Source organism: Streptomyces aureus (assembly GCF_000725495.1).
Classification (GTDB): Bacteria; Actinomycetota; Actinomycetes; order Streptomycetales; family Streptomycetaceae; genus Streptomyces; species Streptomyces aureus_B.
In genome coordinates, this window is the sequence record NZ_KL647042.1 from 172,317 (window position 1) to 195,565 (window position 23,249).

Annotated in this window: 18 protein-coding genes; 7 read left to right on the forward strand and 11 right to left on the reverse strand. The window is 73.8% G+C overall.

The annotated features are described in order from the left end of the window. Positions 1-132: 132 nt before the first annotated feature. The 8 genes from IO36_RS41900 to IO36_RS41935 form a co-directional block, all read right to left on the reverse strand. On the reverse strand, positions 133-1,215 hold the full coding sequence (locus tag IO36_RS41900) for a Zn-dependent alcohol dehydrogenase (RefSeq protein WP_037628528.1): 1,083 nt from the start codon (positions 1,213-1,215) through the stop codon (positions 133-135). 10 nt (positions 1,216-1,225) lie between these two features. Further along, positions 1,226-2,614, reverse strand: coding sequence for an aldehyde dehydrogenase family protein (locus IO36_RS41905; protein ID WP_037628529.1), 1,389 nt, complete (start codon positions 2,612-2,614; stop codon positions 1,226-1,228). Positions 2,615-2,749: 135 nt separating this feature from the next. Further along, on the reverse strand, positions 2,750-4,096 hold the full coding sequence (locus tag IO36_RS41910; protein ID WP_037628530.1) for an ABC transporter ATP-binding protein: 1,347 nt from the start codon (positions 4,094-4,096) through the stop codon (positions 2,750-2,752). 985 nt (positions 4,097-5,081) lie between these two features. After that, complete coding sequence (locus IO36_RS41915; RefSeq protein ID WP_037628531.1) at positions 5,082-5,852, reverse strand: class F sortase; 771 nt, start codon at positions 5,850-5,852, stop codon at positions 5,082-5,084. Further along, positions 5,839-6,561 carry a hypothetical protein gene (locus IO36_RS46580; RefSeq protein ID WP_037628532.1) on the reverse strand — a complete coding sequence of 241 codons (723 nt, stop codon included), beginning with the start codon at positions 6,559-6,561 and terminating at the stop codon, positions 5,839-5,841. The genes IO36_RS41915 and IO36_RS46580 overlap by 14 nt, the downstream gene beginning before the upstream one ends. Before the next feature lie 218 nt (positions 6,562-6,779). Continuing rightward, positions 6,780-9,089 (reverse strand): molybdopterin oxidoreductase family protein, encoded by a 2,310-nt coding sequence (locus IO36_RS41925; RefSeq protein ID WP_078943784.1) that lies wholly within the window; start codon positions 9,087-9,089, stop codon positions 6,780-6,782. 146 nt (positions 9,090-9,235) lie between these two features. Beyond that, complete coding sequence (locus IO36_RS41930; protein ID WP_037628534.1) at positions 9,236-9,853, reverse strand: TetR/AcrR family transcriptional regulator; 618 nt, start codon at positions 9,851-9,853, stop codon at positions 9,236-9,238. A gap of 383 nt (positions 9,854-10,236) precedes the next feature. Next, the gene (locus IO36_RS41935) at positions 10,237-10,734 is read right to left on the reverse strand and encodes a hypothetical protein (RefSeq protein ID WP_037628536.1); all 498 of its coding nucleotides are present in this window, start codon (positions 10,732-10,734) and stop codon (positions 10,237-10,239) included. 192 nt (positions 10,735-10,926) lie between these two features. Between IO36_RS41935 and hmgA the strand changes: the two genes are divergently transcribed. The 4 genes from hmgA (at position 10,927) to IO36_RS41955 (ending at position 15,669) form a co-directional block, all read left to right on the forward strand. Next, entirely contained in the window at positions 10,927-12,267 is a 1,341-nt protein-coding gene (gene hmgA / locus IO36_RS41940) for a homogentisate 1,2-dioxygenase (protein WP_037628537.1), read from the forward strand. Positions 12,268-12,316: 49 nt separating this feature from the next. After that, the gene (locus IO36_RS41945) at positions 12,317-13,066 is read left to right on the forward strand and encodes a GntR family transcriptional regulator (RefSeq protein ID WP_037628538.1); all 750 of its coding nucleotides are present in this window, start codon (positions 12,317-12,319) and stop codon (positions 13,064-13,066) included. A gap of 41 nt (positions 13,067-13,107) precedes the next feature. Beyond that, the gene (locus IO36_RS41950) at positions 13,108-14,322 is read left to right on the forward strand and encodes a type ISP restriction/modification enzyme (RefSeq protein ID WP_037628540.1); all 1,215 of its coding nucleotides are present in this window, start codon (positions 13,108-13,110) and stop codon (positions 14,320-14,322) included. Positions 14,323-14,460: 138 nt separating this feature from the next. Next, a complete protein-coding gene (locus tag IO36_RS41955) occupies positions 14,461-15,669 on the forward strand; it encodes a CaiB/BaiF CoA transferase family protein (protein ID WP_209441353.1) in 1,209 nt (402 codons plus the stop codon). 157 nt (positions 15,670-15,826) lie between these two features. Here IO36_RS41955 and IO36_RS41960 read toward each other — a convergent pair whose 3' ends face one another. From IO36_RS41960 to IO36_RS41970, 3 genes are all read right to left on the reverse strand, one after another. Continuing rightward, positions 15,827-16,096, reverse strand: a complete 270-nt coding sequence (locus IO36_RS41960; protein WP_078943785.1) for a hypothetical protein — start codon at positions 16,094-16,096, stop codon at positions 15,827-15,829. 115 nt (positions 16,097-16,211) lie between these two features. Beyond that, positions 16,212-17,000 (reverse strand): anti-sigma factor, encoded by a 789-nt coding sequence (locus IO36_RS41965; protein WP_037628545.1) that lies wholly within the window; start codon positions 16,998-17,000, stop codon positions 16,212-16,214. 55 nt (positions 17,001-17,055) lie between these two features. Continuing rightward, complete coding sequence (locus IO36_RS41970) at positions 17,056-17,598, reverse strand: sigma-70 family RNA polymerase sigma factor (RefSeq protein ID WP_037628546.1); 543 nt, start codon at positions 17,596-17,598, stop codon at positions 17,056-17,058. 351 nt (positions 17,599-17,949) lie between these two features. On the opposite strand from IO36_RS41970, the gene IO36_RS41975 reads away from it, so the two are divergent. From IO36_RS41975 to IO36_RS41985, 3 genes are all read left to right on the forward strand, one after another. Continuing rightward, positions 17,950-19,491 carry a DUF4331 domain-containing protein gene (locus tag IO36_RS41975; RefSeq protein ID WP_037628548.1) on the forward strand — a complete coding sequence of 514 codons (1,542 nt, stop codon included), beginning with the start codon at positions 17,950-17,952 and terminating at the stop codon, positions 19,489-19,491. A 110-nt stretch (positions 19,492-19,601) separates the two neighbouring features. Next, positions 19,602-21,326 carry a tetratricopeptide repeat protein gene (locus IO36_RS41980; RefSeq protein WP_078943786.1) on the forward strand — a complete coding sequence of 575 codons (1,725 nt, stop codon included), beginning with the start codon at positions 19,602-19,604 and terminating at the stop codon, positions 21,324-21,326. Further along, complete coding sequence (locus IO36_RS41985; protein WP_037628549.1) at positions 21,323-23,221, forward strand: urease accessory protein UreH domain-containing protein; 1,899 nt, start codon at positions 21,323-21,325, stop codon at positions 23,219-23,221. Before IO36_RS41980 ends, IO36_RS41985 begins: the two co-directional genes overlap by 4 nt. Positions 23,222-23,249: the final 28 nt, after the last annotated feature.

Genomic DNA, 23,249 nt, shown 5'->3' on the forward strand with positions numbered 1-23,249 from the left:
TGAGGGGCCGTCGAGCCCGCTCGGCGCCCCTCCGGGTCCGGCCCGGGAACCGGCGGCGACCGCCGGTGCCGTCGTCGCCCGGGAGCCCGGGAGCCCGCGCTCCCGGGCGACGACGCGAAGGTCGGACAGGCCCTAGAACACCACCAGCGCCCGGCCGCCCTTGCCCGCGATCATGTTGTCGAAGGCCGCCGGGATGCCGTCCAGGGCGATGCGGTCGGTGACCAGGCCGCCGAGGTCGAGGCGGCCCGCGCGCACGTGCTCCGCGAGCACCGGCAGATCGCGCGCCGGGTCGGAGTTGCCGTACACGCAGCCGGCGAGGGTCCTGCCCCAGTGGAAGATCTCCAGGGCGTTGAAGGTGACCTGCTGGTCCTTGCCGCCGATGCCGACGACCGTGGTGCGGCCGCCGCGCCGGGTCGACTCCCAGGCGGTACGGATGGTGACGGCGCGGCCGACGCACTCGACGGCCACGTCCACCCCGTTGCCGCCGGTCAGGGCGCGGATCTCACGGGCGGTGCCGGCGGAGGCGACGACGTAGTCGGTGGCCCCGGCCTCGCGGGCCAGCCGCTCCTTCTCGGGCGATACGTCGACCGCGACGATCTTCGTGGCGCCGGCGATCCGCGCGGCCTGGAGGGCCGCGAGCCCGACCCCGCCGGCCCCGAACACGGCGACGCTCTCGCCGGGCTGGACCTGGGCCGAGTGGTGGACGGCACCGTAGCCGGTGAGGACGGCGCAGCCGAGCAGGGCGGCCTCGGTGAGCGGGACGCCGTCCGGGGCGGGCAGGACGCAGGACACCGGCACCACCGTCTCCTCCGCGAACGCGGCGACGTTCAGACCGGGGTGCAGATCGCTCCCGTCGGAGGCTCGCCGGGCGTACACGCTTCCCGCGCCGGTGAGCGCGTCGGCGCACAGCCACACCTCGCCGAGCGAGCAGGCGTGGCATCTCCCGCAGGAGGGGGCCCAGTTGAGGACGACCGGGGAGCCGGGGGCGACCTGGGTCACGCCCTCGCCGACGGCGACGACGGTGCCGGCGCCCTCGTGGCCGAGAACGGCGGGCACCGGCACCCGCATCGTGCCGTTGGACAGGGACAGGTCGGAGTGGCAGACCCCGGCGGCGGCGAGCCTCACCCGGACCTGGCCCGGTCCGGGGTCGGGGAGCTCGATCTCGGCGATCTCCAGCGGGGCACCAACGGCGGGCAGGACGGCGGCGCGAACCACGTGAACGCTCCTAGAACTGGAGGGACTTGGTCTGGAGGTACTCGGACAGGCCGTGGGTGCCGAGTTCGCGTCCCACGCCCGACTGCTTGTACCCCCCGAAGGGGGCCAGGGGGTTGAAGCGTCCCCCGTTGATGTCGACCTGGCCGGTGTCGAGCCGCCGCGCGAAGGCGACCGCCTCGGACTCCTCGCCGGCCCACACCGCGCCCGCGAGCCCGTACACCGTGCCGTTGGCGATGCGCAGGGCGTCCTCCTCGTCCTCGTAGCGCAGGATCGACAGGACCGGGCCGAAGATCTCCTCCTGCGCGATCGTCATCGTCTCGGTGACGTCGGCGAAGACGGTGGGGCTGACGAAGTAGCCCTGTTCGCGCGGGGATTCGGGGCCGCCCGCGACGAGCCGCGCGCCCTCGGCGACCCCCTTCTCGATGTAACCGCGCACCCGGTCGCGCTGCTTGGCGTTGACGACCGGTCCGATGCGGTCGCCGTACTTCGCGGCGGCGGCCGCGGCCAGCTCGACGGCCTCCTCGTAGCGGTCGGCGGGAACGAGCATGCGGGTCCAGGCGCTGCACGTCTGGCCGGAGTTGGACATCACGTTGGCGACGCCGACGTTCACGGCCTTGGCGAGGTCGGCGCTCGGCAGGATGACGTTGGCGGACTTGCCGCCGAGTTCGAGGGCGACGCGCTTGACCGCGGCGCCCGCCGTCGCGCCGATCCGCCGGCCGACGGCCGTGGAGCCGGTGAAGGAGACCAGGTCGACGTCCGGGTGCTCGGCGAGTGCCTGGCCCGCGACCGGGCCGAGGCCGGTGACGAGGTTGAAGACGCCGGCCGGCACGCCCGCCTCGGCGACGGCCTCGGCGAAGAGCTGGGCGGTCAGCGGGGTGTCCTCGGCGGGCTTGAGCACCACCGTGCAGCCCGCGGCGAGGGCGGGGGCGACCTTGGCGACGATCTGGTGGAGCGGGTAGTTCCAGGGCGTGATCGCGCCGACGACGCCGACGGGCTCCTGGTAGACGGTCGAGTTGCCGACCTTCTCCTCGAAGGCGTACGTCGCCGCCAGCTCGGCGTAGGAGCCGGCCACCAGGACCGGGACGCCCGCGTGCACGGCCTGGGAGAACGCGAGCGGCGCCCCGAGCTCGGCGGTGACGGTCTCGGCGATCTCGTCCCGGCGCGCGGCCAGGACGTCCCTGAGGGCCGCGAGGCGGGCGGCCCGTTCGGCGGGCGGGGTCGCGGCCCAGCCCGGGAACGCGGCGCGGGCGGCCCGTACGGCGGTGTCGACGTCCGCGGCGGTGCCGGCCGGGACGTGGCCGATCACCTGCTCGTCGGCCGGGTTCACGACCTCGATCGTGTCCCCTTGGGCGGCGGGGCGCCACGCCCCGTCGATGTACATGCCGTCATGTGCCTTCATCGTGTTCCTCCCGGGCGGGGGCAGCGTCGTCCGGGACCTAAACTAGCGATGATAGTTTTGCGGCGCCAGGGCGACCTGCCGTGCCGCAGGTCACGGCATCCGCGGACCGCCCCGCCGAGGGCCCGCCCCGGGGCGTCACTCCTCCAGGTCGGGCAGCCGCTCGGGGGCCGGGCAGATCCGCTCGCCGCCGTGGTCGAAGACGAACAGGTGGGCCAGGTCCACGAGGAGCGGGATCTGCATCCCGTGGCGGAGTTCGATGTCGGGGGTCGTGCGCACGACCAGGTCACCGGGCAGCCGCCCCTCGGGCGGTGCCGGCTCGGAGTGCTCGTACCCGTCGTCGGAGGGATGGTCGAGGACGACGACCGGTCCGGCGCGCAGCGCCCCCGCGCGCCCGCGCAGCCGGTCCAGGACGGTTCCGCCCTCACGGCGGCGCCGGCGCGACGGGCGGGACGGCCGCGGCGACTCCAGCTCGGGCACGAAGGCGGGCCGTGAACCGGTGTTGAAGTGGACGAGGACCTCGTGCCCCTGGAACTCCACGTGCTCGACCAGACCGGTGATCGCCACCTCGCCCGGCCGGGCCTCGGACGCCCGGGCGAGCCGGATGGCCTCCGAGCGCAGCCCGACGATCACCTCGCGGCCCTGCTGCACCCGGAGCAACTGGTGGTCCAGGCTCAGGGGTTCGGGCAGCCGCAGGAACTGCTTGCCGAGGCTGATCGTCATGGCGCCGTCGAGCGGGGCCCGGACGACTCCGCGCAGCAGGTTGATGCGCGGGGTGCCGATGAAGGCGGCGACGAAGACGTTGGCGGGCAGTCCGTAGACCGTGCGGGGCGTGCCCAGTTGCTGGAGGACCCCGCCGCGCATGACGGCGACCCGGTCGCCGAGCGACATGGCCTCGGCCTGGTCGTGGGTGACGTAGACGGTGGTCGCGCCCAGTTCCCTGGTGAGCTTGGAGATCTCGGCCCGCAGGTGGTTGCGGAGTTTGGCGTCGAGGTTGGACAGCGGCTCGTCCATCAGGAAGGCGGAGGGGTGGCGGGCTATCGCCCGGCCCATCGCCACGCGCTGCCGCTCGCCGCCGGAGAGCTGGTTGGGGAAGCGTTCCAGGAGGTCCTGGATGCCGAGCATGCGGGCGGTGGCGTCCACCCGGTCCCGGGGGTCGGCTCCGGGCGTCTCGATGCGCAGCGGGAAGCCGATGTTGTCGCGGCTGGTCATGCTCGGATAGAGGGCGAAGTTCTGGAAGACCATCGCCATGTTCCGATCGGAGGGCGGCAGGTCGTTGGAGTACTCCCCGTCCAGCCGGACCTCGCCCTCGGAGACCTCCTCGAGTCCCGCGATCATCCGCAGCACGGTCGACTTGCCGCAGCCGGAGGGGCCGAGCAGGACGAGGAACTCGCCGGGCCGGATGTCCAGCGAGAGGCGTTCCACCACGCGGGGCCCGCGGGCGTAGGACTTGCTGACGTGGTGCAGGGAGATGGCGCGTGTCATGACAGGGGCCCCCGGGGGCGTGCAAGGCGCTGGTGCTCCGCGGCCGGTCGTCCCGTACGGGTCGTACGGGACCTTGAGTCACGGAAGCTAACGGACCGCGCATGTCCGGGGGAAGACACGGGGCGGTATCGGACGGGCGGGTTCGGTACGGGCGGAAACGGACGATCGGCTACCGGTCGAATGCCGGGCCCTGCCGGGCGGACACCGGCGGGATGCCGGGCGGGCCGGGGCCGCCGCAGCACGCGCCGCGGCCGGGCCGGGCCCGGCCCGGCCCGGTCGCGGTGCTGCCGAGCTCGGTGCTGCCGGGCTCGGTCGTGCCGCGGCCGACTCCCGGCTCGGTCGCGGCGCGAACTGGGTCCGTCGTGCCCGGCCGGGGCGAGCGGGATCCGGCCCGCCCTCGGCCTCCGTGAGGGGGGCGAAGGCGATGACGTTCTCCGGCCGCGGCCGCTGCGGCGCGCACTGCGGCCGCGGCCCGGCTCGGTCGTGCCGCTGCTCGGGGCCGTCGTACCGCGGCTCGGGTCTCGTGCTGCGGTTCGGGGCTCGCGGCACGGCCCGGCTCGGTCGTGCCGTGGCCAGGGCCTGGCTCGGCCGCGGTGGGAACCGGGTCCGGCGTGCCCCGGCCGGGGTCGGCGTGCGCCGCCGGGGCGGGCGGGGGCCGGTCAGGGCCAGCAGGCGCCGGCCCGCCCTCGGCCTCCGTGAGGTGGGCGAAGGTGATGACGTTCGCCGCACAGGCCGCCGCGGCGCGCACCGCGGCCCGGGTCGGTCCTGCCGCTACTCGGGGCCGTCGTACCGCGGCTCGGGTCTCGTGGCGCGGTCAGGGTCGGTCGTGCCGCGGCCGGGTCCCGGCTCCGTCGCGGCGGGAACCGGGTCCGGCGAGCCCCGGCCGGGGGCGGCGGGCGCCGACGGGGCGAGCGGGCGTCGCCGGGGGCAGCGGGGGCCGGACGAGGCGCGCAGGCGCCGGCCGCGGCGAGCGGGCGTCGCCGGCTCAGTGGGCGTCCGCCCGGCCGCGGATCTCCGTGAGGTGGGCGAAGGCGATGACGTTCGCCGCGTAGCCGGTCGTGTGGTCGTACGCACCGCCGCAGGTGATCAGCCGCAGTTCGGGGCGCCCCCGGTTTCCGTACACCTCCTGGTCGGGGAAGTGGGCCTTCGCGTACGTGCGTACGGCGTAGACCGTGTAGACGGCGGTCCGCCCGTCCTCGCGCCGCGCCTCGACGCGCGCGCCGGTGCGGATCCGCTCGATCGGGGCGAAGACGGCGGGGCCCGTCCGGGTGTCGCGGTGGCCGACGACGAGGGCCGTGCCCCGTTCGCCCGGCGTGGGACCGTCCGTGTACCAGCCGACGGGCTTCGGATCGTCCACGGGTGGCGCGGTGAGCCGTCGGTCGCGGTCGAGCCGGAGTCCGATGACCGGCGCGTCCACGTCCAGGGAGGGGATGCGCAGGCGGGTGGCCCGGGAGCGGGGCAGCGGCGCGGGCGGGGGTGCGGGCCGGGCCGCCCGCCGGGCGGGCGGGGACGCGTGCCGCCCAGGGCCGCCGCCGGGCCGGGCGTCCGGAGCGTGCCCGGCGCCCGCGGCCGTGGCCGGGGCCCGGGAGGCGGCGCCGTCGTCGTGGGCGGCGCCGGCCGCCACCGTCCCGGAGGGTTCGTCGTCCCCCGCCCACCAGACGCCGCCCACCACCAGCGCGACGGTGACCGCCAGGGTCCTCGTCAGGCGGTAGGCGCGCGTCCGGTACCAGGGCCTGCGCCGTCTACTCGGCGCCATTGCTGCGTCGGCGCAGCCGCAGGAACACGACTCCCCCGGCCACTACGAGACCCGCGGCAGCCGCTCCGGCCACCGGCGAGAAGTTCTGGGCGTGGGCCAGACCGCCACCGCCCGCCGGAGGACCGCCGTTGGGGCCGCCCGGACCGCCCTGCTGTCCACCGGGGCCGCCCTGCTGTCCGCCCGGACCGCCCTGCTGTCCGCCGGGACCACCACCGGACCGGGTCGGACTGGGGCTGCCGCCGGGACCGCCGGGACCGCCCTGCTGACTGGGCGAGGGGGACGGCGCGCTGACGGGGCAGTCGACCTTGAAGACCTTGCTCTTGCCCGCGCCGTTCTCGCCCTGGAAGGTCCAGGTCATCTTGTACTGGCCGTCGGGCAGCGTGAGGTTGCCCGTGCGGCCGCGGCCGGTGGCCGAGGTGAAGAGCTGGCCCTGGAGGACGGGGTCGCCCGCGGCACCGGGCTGGTGCGCGATCGACCAGCTGATCCGCTGGCCCCCGTCGAAGTTGAAGCCGTCGAGGTAGAACTGGCAGACCTTCGGATCGTCCCGCTGGTTGTCGAACGGCGTGTTCGTGTCGTGGACCTTGACGTCGCCGTTGTCGCCGGGGGCGGCGACGGCTGCCGGGGCGCCGAGGAGGGCGGCACCCGCGACCGCCAGGGCGGCGAGGGCGCCGGCACCGCGACGTGGCACGGCGTGGGACGAGGTGGACATGCGAGGCTCCTCCAGGTCAGATGATTTTCATACAACTTTCAGGTCATCTGACTAGTTCTCACAGAAGATCCACGAAGGGGCGCAACTGCGCCCGCCGCCCGGCCGGGGACCGCTCGTCCGGCGCAACGACGCCCCTGGTCCGCGGCGGGACCAGGGGCGTCGTGACGTCCCGGGTGCCGATGCGTCAGGGGCACCGGGACCCGGGGGACCTGGGCGGCTCAGGGACAGGCCGCGAGGTCGACGGGCACTCCGTTGAGGACCGCCGTTCCGGACAGCGGGTCGAGCAGCGAGCCGTCGAGGAGCTGGTTGACGTTCACCCCGGGGTCGAGGGCGGCGTGGCTCATCCGGGTGCCGGGGCGGTCGTGCCCCCAGCCGTGCGGAAGGCTCACCACTCCGCGCCGTACCGTGTCGGTGATCTCCGCCGGGGCGACCACCTCTCCGCCGGCGCCCCGGACGCGCACGGCCGCTCCGTCGGCGAGCCCCAGCCGGGCCGCGTCGTCGGGGTGGATGTGCAGGGTGCAGCGGTTCGAACCGCCGGTGAGGGCCGGGACGTTGTGCATCCAGCTGTTGTTGGAGCGCAGATGCCGGCGGCCCACGAGCACGACGGCGGCCGGGCGTTCCCGCAGCGCGTCCCGCAGGCGCGGCAGATCGCCCGCGATCGGCTCCGGGAGCAGCTCGATCCTCCCGCTGCGGGTCTTCAGGCGCCCCGGCAGGGTGGAGGTGAGCGGTCCGAGGTCGATGCCGTGCGGATGCGCCAGCAGCTTCTCCAGCGTCAGACCGTCCGGGCGCGCGCCGAAGCCGTCGCCGTACGGGCCGAGGCGCAGCATCATGTCGAGCCGGCGTTCGGGGCCGTTCTCACCGGTGAGGGCGGCGGCGAGTTCCCCCGGGGCGCGCCCGTGCACCGGCGAGGCCGGGTCCTGGACCGCCTTGCCGAGGGTGGTGTCGACGACCATCGTGTCGACGGCGGACGGGTCGGCGCCGTGCATGCCGCTCGCGGCCAGGACGAGCCGGGCGAGGATCTCCGTCTCCGCCATCCGGCCCTCCTCCAGGGGGACGGCGGGGCGGTTGTAGCGGACCTGGTTGCGGACGGCGAGGGTGTTGAACGCGAAGTCGTGGTGGGCGCCGCGGGAGGGCGGGGGCGGCGGGAGCACGACGTGGGCGTGGCGCGAGGTCTCGTTCAGATAGGGGTCGACGCTGACCATGAAGTCCAGCGATTCGAGGGCCTTGTCGAGACGCAGGCCGTCGGGCGCGGAGAGGACGGGGTTGGCGGCGACGGTGATCACCGCGCGGACCGGGCTGCCCTCCTCGGTCGGGGTGTCGATCTCCTCCGCCAGGGCGGCCAGCGGCAGTTCGCCCTTGGCCTCGGGGTGCCGGCCGACCCTGCTGTGCCAGCGGCCGAGCGCGAAGCCGCGGCCGGGGCCCGCCGGGCGGGGAGTCCGGTCGGTGGCGGCGGTCGGGAAGAGGGCCCCGCCGGGCCGGTCGAGGTTGCCGGTGAGGATGTTGAGGACGTCCACCAGCCAGCTGGCCAGGGTGCCGTGCGGGACCGTACAGCTGCCGATGCGGCCGTAGACGGCGGCGGTGGGGGCCGCGGCCAGCTCGCGCGCCAGCTCCCTGATGGTCCCGGCGTCCACGTCACAGGCCGCGCTCGCCGCCTCGGGGGTGAAGTCCCGCAGCGCGTCGGGGAGTTCGTCGACGCCCTGGACGTGCGGCGCGAGTGCGCCGAGGTCGACGAGCTTCTCCTCGAACAGGACGTGCGCCATCGCCGCGAGCAGCAGGGCGTCGGTGCCGGGGCGTATGGCCACGTGCCGGTCGGCGAGCTTGGCGGTGCGGGTCCGGCGCGGGTCGATGACGGTCAGGGTGCCGCCGCGGGCCCGCAGCGCCCGGAGCCGGCCGGGGAAGTCGGGGGCGGTGCACAGACTCCCGTTGGACTCCAGCGGGTTGGCGCCGATGAGCAGCAGGTGGTCGGTGTGGTCCAGGTCCGGCACGGGGATGGCGTTGGCGTCGCCGAACAGCAGTCCGCTCGACACGTGCTTGGGCATCTGGTCGAGCGTGGAGGCGGTGAAGACGCTGCGGGTGCGCAGGGCGCCGAGCAGGACGGTGGGATAGAGGGCGCCGGCCATGGTGTGCACGTTCGGGTTGCCGAGGACGACACCGACGGCGTGCGGTCCGTACCGCTCGACGACGGGGCGCAGGCCGGCGGCCACGGCGTCGAAGGCCTCCTCCCAGGTGGCCTCGCGCAGTTCGCCGTCGCGGCGGACGAGGGGGGTGCGCAGCCGGTCGGGGTCGCCGTCGGCGGCGCCGAAGGAGGCGCCCTTGGGGCAGATGAACCCCTTGCTGAACACATCGTCGCGGTCGCCCCGGGCGCCGGTCACCCGGGTGCCCTCGATGGTCAGCGTCAGCCCGCAGGTGGCCTCGCACAGGGGGCAGACGCGCAGCGCGGTGCGGGAGTCGGGGGTGGTGCCGGAGGTGCGGGACACGGGTCCTCCCGGAGGGCGGTGGGCTGGTGGCACACGGACGCCAGCGAGCATACCGACCGGTACGCATGACGGGGAGGGGCTGCCGGGGGTCAGGTCGCGAATCCGCGAACCGCCACGCTCCGAGCTCGGTGTCCGACCTCCCGGACTCCACTCCCCCGCCTCCGGACGCTCCGGACGCGGACCGGAAAGCCGTCCGGTCAGTCGAGGACCCTGGCCAGATACGCCCGCAGCAGCTCCCGCGTCTCCTCGATGATCCGTTCGTCCCCCGCGGGGTCGAGGCGGAAGGCGAGGTGGACCAGGGTGTCGGCGCTCTCCACGGCGACCAGGAAGCAGCGCCGGAGGTCGTCGTCCGGCGTGCGGTCGAGATAGCCGGCGAGCAGGTCGGTGAGGCGGTCGGCGACCCGGGTGTTGGGCTCGGCGTCACGGGCGCCGACGGGTATCTGGTTGCCGAAGTCGACGAGGGAGAAGCCCGCCGTGGTCCGCTTCATGGCGATGTACTCGTCGAGCACCGCATCCATCGCGGCCCGCCAGTCTCCCCCGTCCGCCTCCCGCAGGCTCCGGGTGACGCGCTCGGCGTACAGCTCCAGGTTGCGCTGGGCGAGCGCGTCGGCCATCGCCCGCTTGTTGCCGAAGAAGCGGTAGACGGAGCCGATGGGCACACCGGCCCGCTGGGCCACGGCCCGGGTGCTCAGCGCGTCGTAGCCCACCTCGTCGAGGAGGTCGGCGCAGGCGTCGAGGATCCTGGCCAGCCGTTCGGCGCTGCGCCGCTGCACGGGCGCTCTGCGGAGCGAGGTCGTCTGGGGCACGGTCTTCATGATGCCTTTCCGCCGGGGTCCGGTGAACCTCGCCCATGAGTACGCGTCTGCGTGCCGTGACCACTCATTTCGGGCGGGCGACTCCGTGCCGTGACCACCCGTTTCCCGCGGGCGTCTGCGTGCAGTGACCACGCACCACGGCCCGGTCCGGCCTCACCGGGGGTGACCCGCGAACCCGCCCCTGTCAGCCGCGCGCGGGCGAGGCCATCGCCCCCGGGACCGACCCCGGAGCCGCCCTCTGGACCGACCCCGGAGCCGCCCTCTGGACCGACCCCGGAGCCGCCCTCTGGACCGACCACGGAACCACCCTCAGGACCACGCCCCGCGGCCTCACCCGTCCTGGTCCGGGCCCGATCACGAGTCCGATCCCGGCCCGGGCCCGATCAGGAGTCCGAGGCCGTGATGTCGGCCGTGCTCTCGACGGGCTTGCCGCGGACGGCCCACACGGTGCCGTCGTCCGCGTACAGGCGCGCGGTGACGTGGTGGGTGCCGCGCGGCACCAGACGCCCGGCCAGCCGGCACTCGGCGGTGCGCAGCCGGGCGACGGTCCGGCCGTCGACGTACAGGTGGGCGACACCGCGTCCGGCGACCGGCACGGCGCGTGTGCCCGTCGGCGAGAAGCGGAAGTTGCGGACGGTCAGCCGCACGTCCCAGCCGTCGGCCGAGTCCTGCTGGATCTCGATCGCGACCTCGGGCGCGCCCTTCCTGCCCACCTCGCGGTAGAGCCGTCCCTCCTCGTCCATCGTGTCGAGCAACGTGCCCACGGGCGGGGCGGAGACCGTGGTCCCCCGCTCGTGCGCATCACCGGCGCCGCAGCCCGCGGCTCCGCCGAGCAGGGCGCAGACCGCGAGCGCGGTGAGCAGTCCACGCGTCCACCGCATGACCGGGAGCGTAGAACAGGGCCCCGTACCGCCGGATCCCCCTGGAGTCGGGTTCTTGGACGGCCCGTACACCCTCGAGTACTAGTCCTCCGGCAAATCCGGCCAACCCTCCCCCTCCCCCGGCCGGCCTCTTGCGCGGGGCGGAGCGGAATCCTACGGTGATGCATAGGAATCAGGCGCGAGGGAGCGAACATGAGCGGGGACGCGAGGAAGACGGCCGAGGGGCTGGCCTACCTCTCCGGATTCGGCAACGAACACAGCTCGGAGGCGGTCCCGGGGGCCCTGCCGCACGGCCGCAACGCGCCGCAGCGCGCACCGCTCGGCCTGTACGCGGAGCAGCTGAGCGGCTCGGCGTTCACCGAACCGAGGGCGTCCAACCGCCGGTCGTGGCTGTACCGGATCCGTCCCTCGGCCGCGCACCCCGCGTTCACCCGCACCGACAACGGCACCCTGCGGACGGCCCCGTTCACCGAGACCGTGCCCGACCCGAACCGGCTGCGCTGGAACCCGCTGCCCGAGCCCCCGGCCGGGACCGACTTCCTCGCGGGCCTGTGGACCCTCGGCGGCAACGGCGACGCGAGCCAGCGGACCGGGATCGCCGTGCACCTCTACCACGCCAACGCCTCGATGGAGCGGGTGTTCAGCGACGCCGACGGCGAGCTGCTGATCGTCCCGGAGCGCGGCGGCCTGCTGCTGCGCACCGAGTTCGGGCTGCTGCACGTGGAACCGGGCCGGATGGCGCTGATCCCCCGCGGAGTGCGCTTCCGGGTGGAGTTGCTGGACCCGGCACCGGAGGGCGCGCCGGACGGCGGGGCCCGGGGTTACGTGTGCGAGAACTACGGAGCCCCCTTCCAGCTGCCCGACCTCGGCCCGATCGGCGCCAACGGCCTGGCCAACGCCCGCGACTTCCTCGCCCCGGTCGCCGCCTACGAGGACGTCGAGGGTCCGGTCGAGGTGGTGAACAAGTTCTGCGGCAACCTCTGGACGGCGACGTACGACCACTCGCCGCTGGACGTGGTCGCGTGGCACGGCAACCATGTGCCGTACGTCTACGACCTGCACCGCTTCAACGTGATCGGCTCGATCAGTTACGACCACCCGGACCCGTCGATCTTCACGGTGCTCACCTCGCCGTCCGACACCCCGGGTCTGGCCGGGGTCGACTTCGTGGTGTTCGCGCCACGCTGGCTGGTGGGCGAGGACACGTTCCGGCCGCCCTACTTCCACCGGAACGTGATGAGCGAGTACATGGGGCTCATCGAGGGCGCGTACGACGCGAAGGCGGAGGGCTTCGTGCCGGGCGGCGGTTCGCTGCACAACATGATGTCGGCGCACGGACCGGACCAGGAGACGTTCGACCGTGCCAGCGCCGCCGAGCTGAAGCCGCAGAAGATCGACGACGGCCTCGCCTTCATGTTCGAGACCCGCTGGCCGGTCACCGCGACGGCCCAGGCGGCCGGGGCGGACCACCTCCAGCGCGGCTACGACGACGTGTGGAAGGGGCTTCGCCGGCACTTCCGCCCGGCGGACTGAGACCCGCCGGCCGTTGCCTTCCACGCCCGCGACCGGTACGGATACCCTCGTGACCTCCTTCGCTCCCGATTCGATCGTCCTGAACCGCAAGCTGCCGCTGTGGTATCAGGTGTCGCAGTCCCTGCGTGCCTCCATACTCGGCCGCGCGCCCCAGGACCCCCTGCGCCTGCCCACCGAGGAGCAGCTCGCCGGGCACTACGGGGTGAGCGTGCTGACCATGCGGCAGGCGCTCAAGGAGCTGGAGGTCGAGGGGCTCATCACCCGGCACCGGCGGCGGGGCACGTTCATCGAGCCGAGCGCGCGGCGGGGCGCTCCCGTGCGGCTGCTCGGCTCGGTGGACGCGATCGTGGCCCAGCAGTCGGGGATGACGACCGAACTGCTGGACCAGGGGAAGACACCGGTGTCCGGCGAACTGGCGGAGTTCTTCCCGGACGTGGACGAGGTGGCGACGTACCACCGCCTCCGCAGCGACGAGGCCACGGGCGAGCCGACGAACCACGCCCGCAACTACCTCCGGCCCGAGCTGGCCGACCGCATCGACCGGGAGGACCTGATCCGCTGGCCGATGACCAAGGTGCTGCGGGACGTGCTCGGCGTGGGCATCAGCCGGATCACCGACACGGTGGAGGCGACGCTCGCGGACCCGGAGACGGCCCGGCTGCTCCAGGTGCCGCTGCTGAGCCCGATCCTGCGTTATACGGGCGTCATCCACGGCAAGGACGGACAGGCCCTGGACGTGGCGGTCATCCACTACCGGGGCGACCGCTTCTCCTTCACGGTCACCCTCGACGCACACTGACCCCGGCGTACGGGGACGGCGGGCAGCGCCCGCGTCGTACGATGCCGAGCGTGACGCCCGACGCCGCTCCGCTGCTCGCGGACCTCATGCCGTGGTCCGTCGCACCGCCGAGGCTGGGCCGCAGGTGGCCGGCGGCCCCCGACGCGGCCTCCCTGAAGGCCCGCTGGGACGCTCTCGTACGGGCCGAGGGCGCCGACCGCGAGACCCTGTTCGGGCCGACCCGGGCGCGCACGACGCACTCCGCGGTCGCGCAGCTGCCAGGTCAGTCCAGCGGGACGGGCCGCCTCGCCCGGGCCTCGGACCCCTGTCCGGCGCCGGTCCGTGTGCTCAGCGCCCCCTTCGACGAGCAGTGGCTGATTCCCGATCACCGGCTGATCGACTCCGCCCGTCCCGAACTGTGGCGCGTGGCGGGCCGGGAGCAGGTGTTCGCGGTCGAGCAGACCCCCGTGCCCGAGACGTCCGGTCCGGCCCTGCTGGCCGCGTCCGTGCTGCCGCTGAGCGCCGGCCGCGGCGGGCGGGTGCGCCCCCTCTACCGGCGCCCGGGCGGGCGTGAACCGAACCTGGCGCCGGGGCTGCTGGCGTATCTGGGATCCCGTCTCGGTCTGGAGCCCGCCCCCGCCGACGTCCTCGCCTGGACGATGGCGGTCGCGCGGCACGGCCGGGACGGCTGCCTGGTCCCGCTCACCGCCGACCCCGAGGTGTGGACGTCCGGCGTCGAACTGGGCCGGCGCATGCTGCGGCTGATGCGCCGCGACGGCGAGCGTCCCAAACTCCCCGGCGGCCGGCGCCCGTACGTGCGCGCGCCGCTGTCCGCGCTCCCCCCGGGATCACGGCCGGCCGCGGGTCCCCTGATCGGCGATCCGTTCTACGACCGCGACGAGGAGTCGCTGCACCTCGGCGAGGGCAGGATCGCGCCGGTGCCGCCCGAGGCCTGGGACTTCGAGGTCGGCGGGGTACGGGTGCTGGAGCAGTGGTTCGCGGCGCGGACCGGGACGGGCGAGCCCGGCACCCTGGAGGCGATCGGCCCCGGCGGCTGGCCGCAGGCGTGGACCTCCGAACTCCTCGAACTGATCACGGTGCTGGCGCTCCTCGCGGAACTGCGCCCCCAGCAGGCCGCGTTGGGACCGGAGGCTTCGATCACCCGGACGGAACTGCGGACCGCCGGGGTGCTCCCCGTCCCGCCCGCGGCCCGCCGCCCGGCGTCGGTGCTCGACCACCACGAAGAGGGCCCCGAGGGCCAGTTCGCGCTGCTCTAGGCCGGCCGCCCGCGGTCGCCCGCCGGGCTCGGCCGCGTTGCTCGGGGCAGCCCGCCGAGGCCGCCCGGCGAAGCCGCCTCCGGGCTCGCCGGCCCGGTCCGCGGAAATCAGTGCATGACAAAAGTATGTCCAGGGTCCATGATCCATCGCATGCAGCCAGAGCCCCTGCCCCTCGAAGGCATCACCGTCGTCGCCGTCGAGCAAGCCGTCGCCGCGCCCTTCGCGACCCGGCAGCTCGCCGATCTCGGCGCCCGGGTCGTCAAGGTCGAGCGGATCGACGGCGGCGACTTCGCCCGCGGGTACGACACCACGGCCAAGGGGCTGGCCTCGCATTTCGTGTGGTGCAACCGGGGCAAGGAGTCCGTCGCGGTCGATCTGAAGGACCCCCGCGGGCTCGACGTCGTCCGCCGGCTCGTCGCGGAGGCGGACGTCTTCGTGCAGAACCTCGCCCAGGGGGCCGCGGCCCGGCTGGGCCTGGACGCGGCGACCCTGTGCGCCGAGCATCCCCGGCTGATCGCCGTGGACGTCTCCGGCTACGGGCCGTCCGGCCCCTACGCCGGCAAACGCGCCTACGACATGCTCGTGCAGTGCGAGGCGGGGCTCGTGTCGGTGACCGGGACGCCCAAGAGGCCGGTGAAGGCGGGCATCCCGGCCGCGGACATCGCGGCGGCCATGTACGCGTTCTCGGGGGTCCTCGCGGCGCTGGTGCGGCGCGGCACGACCGGACGCGGGGGTCCGGTCGAGGTGTCGATGCTGGACGCGCTCGCGGAGTGGATGGGTCATCCGCTGCACCACGCGATGCACGGCGGGACCCCGCCGGCCCGCACGGGACTCGCCCACAGCGTCATCGTGCCCTACGACGTCTATTCGACGGCTGACGGCGGTCAGGTGCTGTTGTCGGTGCAGAACGACCGGGAGTGGCGGCGCCTGGCCCAACAGGTGCTGGAGCGGCCCGAGATGGCGGACGACCCGGACTTCGCCACGAACGCCGCGCGGGTGGCCGGCCGGGAGCGGGTGGACGCCGCCGTGGCCGGGGCGCTGGGCGCGCTGGGCGCCGACGAGGCGGTGGCCCGGCTGGAGGCCGCGGGCATCGCCTGCGCGCGGCTGCGGGACGTCATGGAGGTGGCGGAGCATCCGCAGCTCGCGGCCAGAAACCGATGGCGGGAGGTGGGATCGCCGGCCGGACCGCTGCGGGCGCTGCTGCCTCCGATCACGCTGCCGGGCGGGCAGGAGGCACGCATGGGATCCGTCCCACGGCTCGGTGAGCACACAGGGGTGGTGTTGCGGGCGCTGGGCATGACGGACGCGGACGTCGCCGAACTCCGGCGGGACGGGGTGGTGCGCTGAGCCTCAGGGCTCGGCGAAGGTGGTGACCCGCGCTCCGGACATGGTGGTCACCGGCACCGCTGCCCGCCGTGGGGATGACGGACGCGGTAGGACAGCGGTGTGCCGGTTCGGTGGAGTCGCCGGAGCGCGGGTCGAGAAGGCCGGTGCCGACAGCCGTTCAGCGGCTGCCGAACAGCGAGCGGCGCAGCCGCCTGAGCGGCGCGAACAGCGAGACCCGCCGCACACGCGCGACCCTGGAGCCGCTGTCGTGCGCGTGGTCACGGGTCGTGAGTTCACGCATCAGCGACGTCGCCTCGACGGTCTCGCGCTGCGGTATGGCGGGACCGCCGAGCACCGCGAGATGTCGGTCGAGGCGCGAACTGGTCGCGCTGCTCCCGCACGTGATCGCAGGGACGCGTGCCCTGCTGCGCACTGTTATCTGTTCCATGTCACTCCCCACCCGTACAAGTCCACCCGGCCCGGGCAGACTAACCCTATCGCCCCCTCGCGGCGCGCGTGTATCTCGGACAAAGGAATCACCTTCCCCATAAGGGGGTTGACGGTCACTCTCCGAATCCAACCGTTTCCAGGGCGAGTTGGACAACAGGCGAGGTAGTGGGCTGTTGTGAGCCACCGTGAGGCTCGACCGTCACTGCGAGTGACGTCGAGTTCGGGTCGAGTCCGTCGGCGACGAGGGGCGTGTCGCCGTCGAACAGACCGAGGGAACGCGGATTCTCGTTGGGGCGCATGAGCCACAGCTGGTGAACGCGTCCGCCGGAGGGCGTGCCGAGTCCGCTCAGCGTCACGACGGCCCGCCGCTCGGACGCGGAGGCCACTACTCCGATTCCGCGGCCACTCTGGTCCCGTTCGCCGGTCGCCCGCGCGTCGGGAGCGGCGAGAACGTGGGCGATCTCACGTGCCTGGGCACGCTCCTGGTCCAACTGGTCGCGCGCCTGGGTCACCTGGACCGCGAACAGCGCGGCGACGACGAGGGCCGCGGCGGCCGTGGCGGTGGCGAGCGGGGCGAACAGCGGGCGCAGCCGCGGGGCCCGCGCCCGCGTGGGCTGGTGGGCGGCCCGCACCCGGGTCAGATCCCGGGCGGACTGTTCCTGGGGCGTCAGCCGTACGGCGGTCAGCACCCGGTCGCGCAGCGCGGCCGGCGGCGCCGCGGCCGTGGACCAGGCGAGCCGCACGGCGTCCTCGGTCAGGGCCCGCACCTCCTCGGCGCAGCGGTGACAGCCCTTCAGATGGCGTTCGAAGCGGCGCTTCTCCTCGCCCTCCAGCGCGTCGAGGGCGTAGGGGGCGGCGAGCGAGTGCAGATCGCGGCCCAGCAGTCGGTCGAGGACGCTCATGCGGCACCCCCCTCTCTTCCGTTCGGATCACGGCCCGGCAGGCGGTCGGCGGCGTTCACGCGACTCCTCCCAGGCAGTCGCGCAGACGGGTGAGCCCGTCGCGCATACGGGTCTTGACGGTGCCCAGCGGCAGGGACAGCCGCTCGGCGACCTCACGGTAGGTGTAGCCGTCGTAGTAGGCGAGCGTCACGGACTGCCGTTGCAGGGCCGTGAGCCGGTCGAGACAGCGGCGGACCCACTCGCGTTCGAGGCCGGCCTCGACCTCCTCCGCCACCTGGTCGAAGGCGGGACGGTGGTTGCGCTGCCCCTCGCGCTGCTCGCGCTCGGTGGCCGCGCGGGCGCTGCGCACCCGGTCGACGGCACGGCGGTGCGCGAGGGTGAGGATCCAGGACAGCGCGCTGCCGCGTCCGGGGTCGAACCGCGGTGCGGAGCGCCAGAGTTCGAGCAGGACCTCCTGCGACACCTCCTCCGACTGCGCCGGGTCGCGCACCACGCGCCGCACCAGTCCGAACACCGGCCCGGACACCAGTCCGTACAGCTCCTCGAACGCCTTCTGGTCGCCTCCGGCCACCAGTACCAGTAGTTCGTCAGCCTCCACCCGTCCCCCTCTGCGGCCGTGCACCGTCCGTCCCTTCCCTTACGTGTTCGCAGCGAACCTGTCTACGGATGGGGTACGGATCGGCGAGCCGAAAACGCGTGTCCGCGGACGATCAGTTCGCCCGCCCGCCACCGAACAGGACGTGACGGCGCGGCCGTTCCGTTCCCGTCCCCGACCGGCGGTGACGCGCCTCCCTGACAGGGCGGCTCGGGGGCCCGTCGGCGAAGAAGCCGGCCCGTCGATGAAACAAGCCGAGGAAACCGCCGTAAAGACGTTTGGGATTCGACCAATCCACCCCGGCGACCGCTCCGAATGGCGTGCGTCAGGCAAGTTGGACAGAGGACGGACGGCATGACACCTATCTCCAGGACCGGCGCGAGTCGCAGGACTCTCGCGACCCTCGTATGCGGTGCGCTGGCTGCCGGGGGGCTCGCGGCCGCGGGTGCGACGGCGCTGACGCCGGGGGCGGCCTCCGCCTCCAGCCACCGGGAGGCCCCGCTGATCTCGGGCACTCCCCAGTACGACAACACGGACGTCTACGCGTTCGTCAGCCCGGACAAGCCCGACACGACGACGATCGTGGCGAACTGGATCCCCTTCGAGGAGCCGGCCGGCGGGCCGAACTTCTACACGTTCGCGGACGACGCCCAGTACGACATCCACGTCGACAACAACGGTGACGCCCAGGGCGATCTGATCTACCGCTACACCTTCAAGACCCACCGCAAGAACGGCAACACGTTCCTCTACAACACGGGTCCGGTCACCAGCCTCGACGACCCGGACCTGAACATCACGCAGACGTACGACATCGACCTGCTGCGGCTGCACAACCAGCGCGTGATGTCCCGGACGAAGATCGCGGACGATGTCCCGGTCGCTCCGTCCAACGTCGGCAAGGCGTCCATGCCGGACTACGCGAAGCTGCGCTACCAGGCGGTGTCCAAGCTCGCCGGCGGCTCGTCGACGTTCGCCGGCCAGGCGGACGACCCGTTCTTCCTGGACCTGCGCGTCTTCGACCTGCTGTACGGCGGGAACCTCACCGAGGTCGGGCGGGACACCCTCAAGGGCTACAACGTCAACTCCATAGCCCTGCAGGTCCCGAACGACATGATCCGCGAGTCGGCCGGTCAGCCGATCGTCGGCATCTGGTCCACCACGCAGCGCCGTGACGCGCGCGGCCAGTACCGCCAGGTCTCGCGTCTCGGCATGCCGCTGGTCAACGAGGTCGTCAACCCGCAGAAGGACAAGGACAAGTTCAACGCGTCCGCGCCCTGGGACGACGCCCAGTTCCTGAAGAACGTGACCAACCCCGAGCTGCCGAAGCTCATCGAGTCGATCTACAAGATCAAGGCCCCGGCCGAGCCCCGCAACGACCTCGTCGACGTGTTCCTGAAGGGCGTGAAGGGCCTCAACCAGCCGCCCCACGTCCGTCCGTCGGAGCAGCTGCGCCTCAACACCTCGATCAAGCCGTCCATGCACCCCAAGCGGCTCGGTGTCCTCGACGGCGACAACGCGGGCTTCCCGAACGGACGCCGCCTCACCGACGACGTGATCGACGCCTCGCTCCAGGTCGTCGAGGGTGAACTGGTCGGTTCCAAGAACGACTTGGGTGACGCGGTCGACAAGAACGACAAGAGCTTCGAGAAGTACTTCCCGTACGTCGCCGAGCCGACCTCCGGTTCGCGCGGCGCGCTCGCCAAGGGCACGACCAGCGGGACCGACGTCCGCAGCCAGCTCGGCGACGCGCTCCAGCCCGCCGGCACGAACTCCGGCGGCGGTACCGACACCATGCTGATCGCGGGCTCGGCCGCGGCGGGCGCCGCCGGCATCCTGCTCATCGGCACCGGTCTGCTGTGGTGGCGCCGACGGATGTACAACCGGGCCTACTGACCCGGCTCACCGACTGGCGCGGCCCGCACGAGTTCCAACCCCCCACGGTGCGGGCCGCGCCGCCCCACCCCCCACGACGACCGTTTCGCCAAGGACTTTGAGGAGAGGGCATGTCCCCGCGTACGAACGACAACGCGACGCCGGACGCCGAGAAGGCCACACCCGCCGAGAACACCGCGGGGGCCGTGCCCGAGGAGAACACCACGGGGGTCGTCACCGACGAGAAGACGCCGGAGGCGGTGGCCGACGAGGACGCCACGGAGGCCGTGCCCGAGGAGCAGGCGGCCGAGGCCGTACCCGGGGAACGGGCCGCCGAGGCCGTTCCCGAGGGGCAGGCCGCCGAGGCCGTACCCGACGAGAACACCCCGCGGGACGTGCCCGACGAGCAGGTCGCGTCGGCCGGCGAGGGGGCCGCCGACGGACCGGCCTCCGAGGGCGACGGCGAGAGCCACGAGGACGAAGCCGATCCGCGGGTGGCCGCCGTGCGGCGGCTGTCGCGGTCGCAGCGTCGCTGGCGGGCCGCTCAACTCGGCTTCTGCGCCGCCGCGTTGGCCGTCGCCATGACCGCGGGCGCGGTGGTGCTCGGCGCGCTGCGGGACGGTGCGACGACCCCCGCCGTCGCGAACGTCTCCAACGGCGTGTCCCCCCAACTGCTCGCGAGCGGCGACCTCGACGCGAGCATCCGCTCCATCCAGGCCCATCTCCGCACCCAGCCCAAGGACTTCGGCAGTTGGGCGACGCTGGGCCTCGCCTATGTCGAGCAGGCCCGCACCAAGGGCGACCCCTCCCGCTACCCCCAGGCCCAGCAGGCGCTCGACCGCGCCCTGAAGCTGCGCCCCGGCTACGACCCGGCGCTCGCCGGACGGGCCGCGCTCGCCGCCGCCCGGCACGACTTCCCCGGCGCCCTGAAGTACGCGGACCTCGCCCTGAAGCAGAACCCGTACAGCGAACGCGCCCTGTCCTCCCGCATCGACGCGCTCGTCGAACTCGGCCGCTACGCCGAGGCGTCGAAGGCGGCCGACCTGGCGGACTCCCGGCGGCCCGGCGTCCCCGTCTTCACCCGGTACGCCTACGTCCACGAGCTGCGCGGCGACGTGAAGACGGCTCGCCGGGTGCTGGAGCAGGCCCTCTCCACCGCGACCAGCCGCGGCGACATCTCGTACGTCACCTCGGCACTCGGCCAACTGGCCTGGAACCAGGGCGACTACCACTCCGCGCTCACCTATTACGCGCGAGCCCTCGCCGCCGACGACAACTACCTGCCCGCCCTGGAGGGCCGGGCCCGTACCCAGGCGGCACTGGGCGACCGCGCGGCGGCGATCAAGGGAATGGAGCAGGTGGTCCAGCGCTACCCGCTGCCGCAGCCCCTGGTCGAACTCGGCGAGCTGTACGAGGCCCGGGGCGCGGCGGGCGACGAGAGCAAGGCCCACGACCAGTACACGCTGGTGAACGCCTGGATCTCCCTCGCCCACGCCTATGGCGTCAACGCCGACCTCGACACCGCGCTGGCCGCCGCCGACCACGGCGACCACAAGGCCGCGCTGACGGCGGCCCGGGCCGAGTGGGCCCGCCGGCACACCGTGCACACCGCCGACGCGCTCGGCTGGGCGCTGCACGTGTCGGGCCGGGACGCGGAGGCCCTGCCGTACGCCCGCCGGGCCACGGCGACGGGCTACCGCAACGCCTCCTTCCTCTACCACCTCGGCGTCATCGAGCAGGCCACCGGCCACGCCGAACGGGGCCGCTCCGCGCTGAAGGCGGCCCTGGACCTGAACCCGGGCTTCTCACCGCTGGGCGCCCGCGAGGCCCGCAAGGCGCTGGAGGCCGCGAAGTGAGGGCGCCCAGGTTCCTCGCCCTGTGCGGCACGGTCCTGACCGCCGCCTGCGCCCTCGTGCTGGGCCCGTCCGGGAACGCGAGCGCGCATCCGCTCGGGAACTTCACCGTCAACCGGTACGACGGACTCGTCGCCGCCCCGGGGCAGTTGCGCGTCGACCACGTGGAGGACCTGGCCGAGATCCCGGCCACCCAGGCCCAGCCGGACATCAAGCGGCTCGGCATGACCGACTGGGCCCGGCAGCGCTGCGCGACCGCGGCCCAGGGCAGCAAGGTCACGGTGGACGGGCAGGAGGTGACGCTGAACGTCGGCACGAGCCGGGCCCGGCTGCGGCCGGGACAGGCGGGACTGCACACCCTGCGCGTGGAGTGCCGGCTGACCGCTCCCCTGCCCTCCAAGGGCGCGGTCGCCGTGGGCTTCCACAGCGCGGGCGCCGATCACGGTCCCGGCTGGCGCGAGATCACCGCCCAGGGCGACCGGATGACGCTGGCCTCCTCGGACGTGCCGCGGAAGTCCGTGTCGTCCGAGCTCACCCGGTACCCCAAGGCGCTGCTCTCCTCTCCCGCCGACACGGCCACCGCCTCGCTGCGGATCCGCCCCGGCGGTCCGGCCCTCGTCGAGGAGCGGCCCGACGCCCCGGCCACCTCCGTGCTCCCGCGCGGCGCCGACCGCTGGACCCAGTACCTGAACGACCTGGTGGCCCGTCATCACCTCACCTTCGGCTTCGCCGCGCTGGCCCTGGTCATCGCCGTCGGCCTGGGCGCGCTGCACGCGCTCGCCCCCGGCCACGGCAAGACCCTGATGGCCGCGACGGCGGCGGCGCGCGGGGGCCGGGCCCGGTTCAAGGACGTCCTGCCGCTGGCCGCCTCCGTGACGGTCACCCATACGCTCGGGGTCGTCGCGCTCGGCCTGCTCGTCACCGCGGGCTCGGCGGCGGCCCCCTCCGTGATCGCCTGGCTCGGCGTGTCCAGCGGCGTCCTCGTCACGGGGGCGGGCGTCACCCTGCTGCGCCGCGCCTGGCGCAACCGCCCGTCCGCACACGGACACACCCACGACCACACCCATGATCACGCGCACGCCCGTGACCACGACGGTCACGACCACGCCCACGACCACGGGCACAGCCACGACCACGCGCACGACCATGCTCACCCCCATGACCACGAGCACGGTGACGCGCACCCCCATGGTCACGAGCACAGTGCCGATCACGACCACGTGGACGCGGCACGCCCCCTGGTACTGGCCCACGCCACGGCATCCGCCGCGCCCACCGCTCCCACCGCGGCGGTGACGGCGACCGCGACCGCACCCCAGCCCCACACCCACGACCACCCGCACCCGCACCCGCACCCGCACGACCACAGCCACGATCACGGACACGACCACGATCACGGGCACAGCCACGACGGGCACCACCAGCACGATCACGACCACGGGCACGCCCACAACCACGACCACCACACCCACGACCACGGCAAGGGCCGTGCCCCCCACTCCCCCACCCTCGAACACACCCACGGCGGCTTCACCCACACCCACGAGATCGCGCCCACCGTCCGCGGCACGATCCTGCTCGGCTTCGCCGGCGGGCTCGTCCCCAGTCCCTCCGCGGTCGTCGTGCTCGTCGGGGCCGCGGCGCTCGGACAGGCGTGGTTCGGCCTTCTTCTCGTGCTCGCCTACGGCGTCGGGCTCGCCCTGACGCTGACGGCGGCCGGCTTCGCCGTCGTCAAGCTCGGCAGCGGCGTGAACCGCGCGCTGGCCGGACGCCGGAGCTGGGCCGAGGGGCGCCTCGTGCTGCTGGTCCGCCGGACCGCTCCCCTCGGCTCGGCGCTGATCGTCGTCGTCCTCGGGGCCGGATTGGTGCTCAAGGGGGCGGCATCCGTACTCGGCTGAGCTACTTTTGGGGAGAAATCGCTCGTAA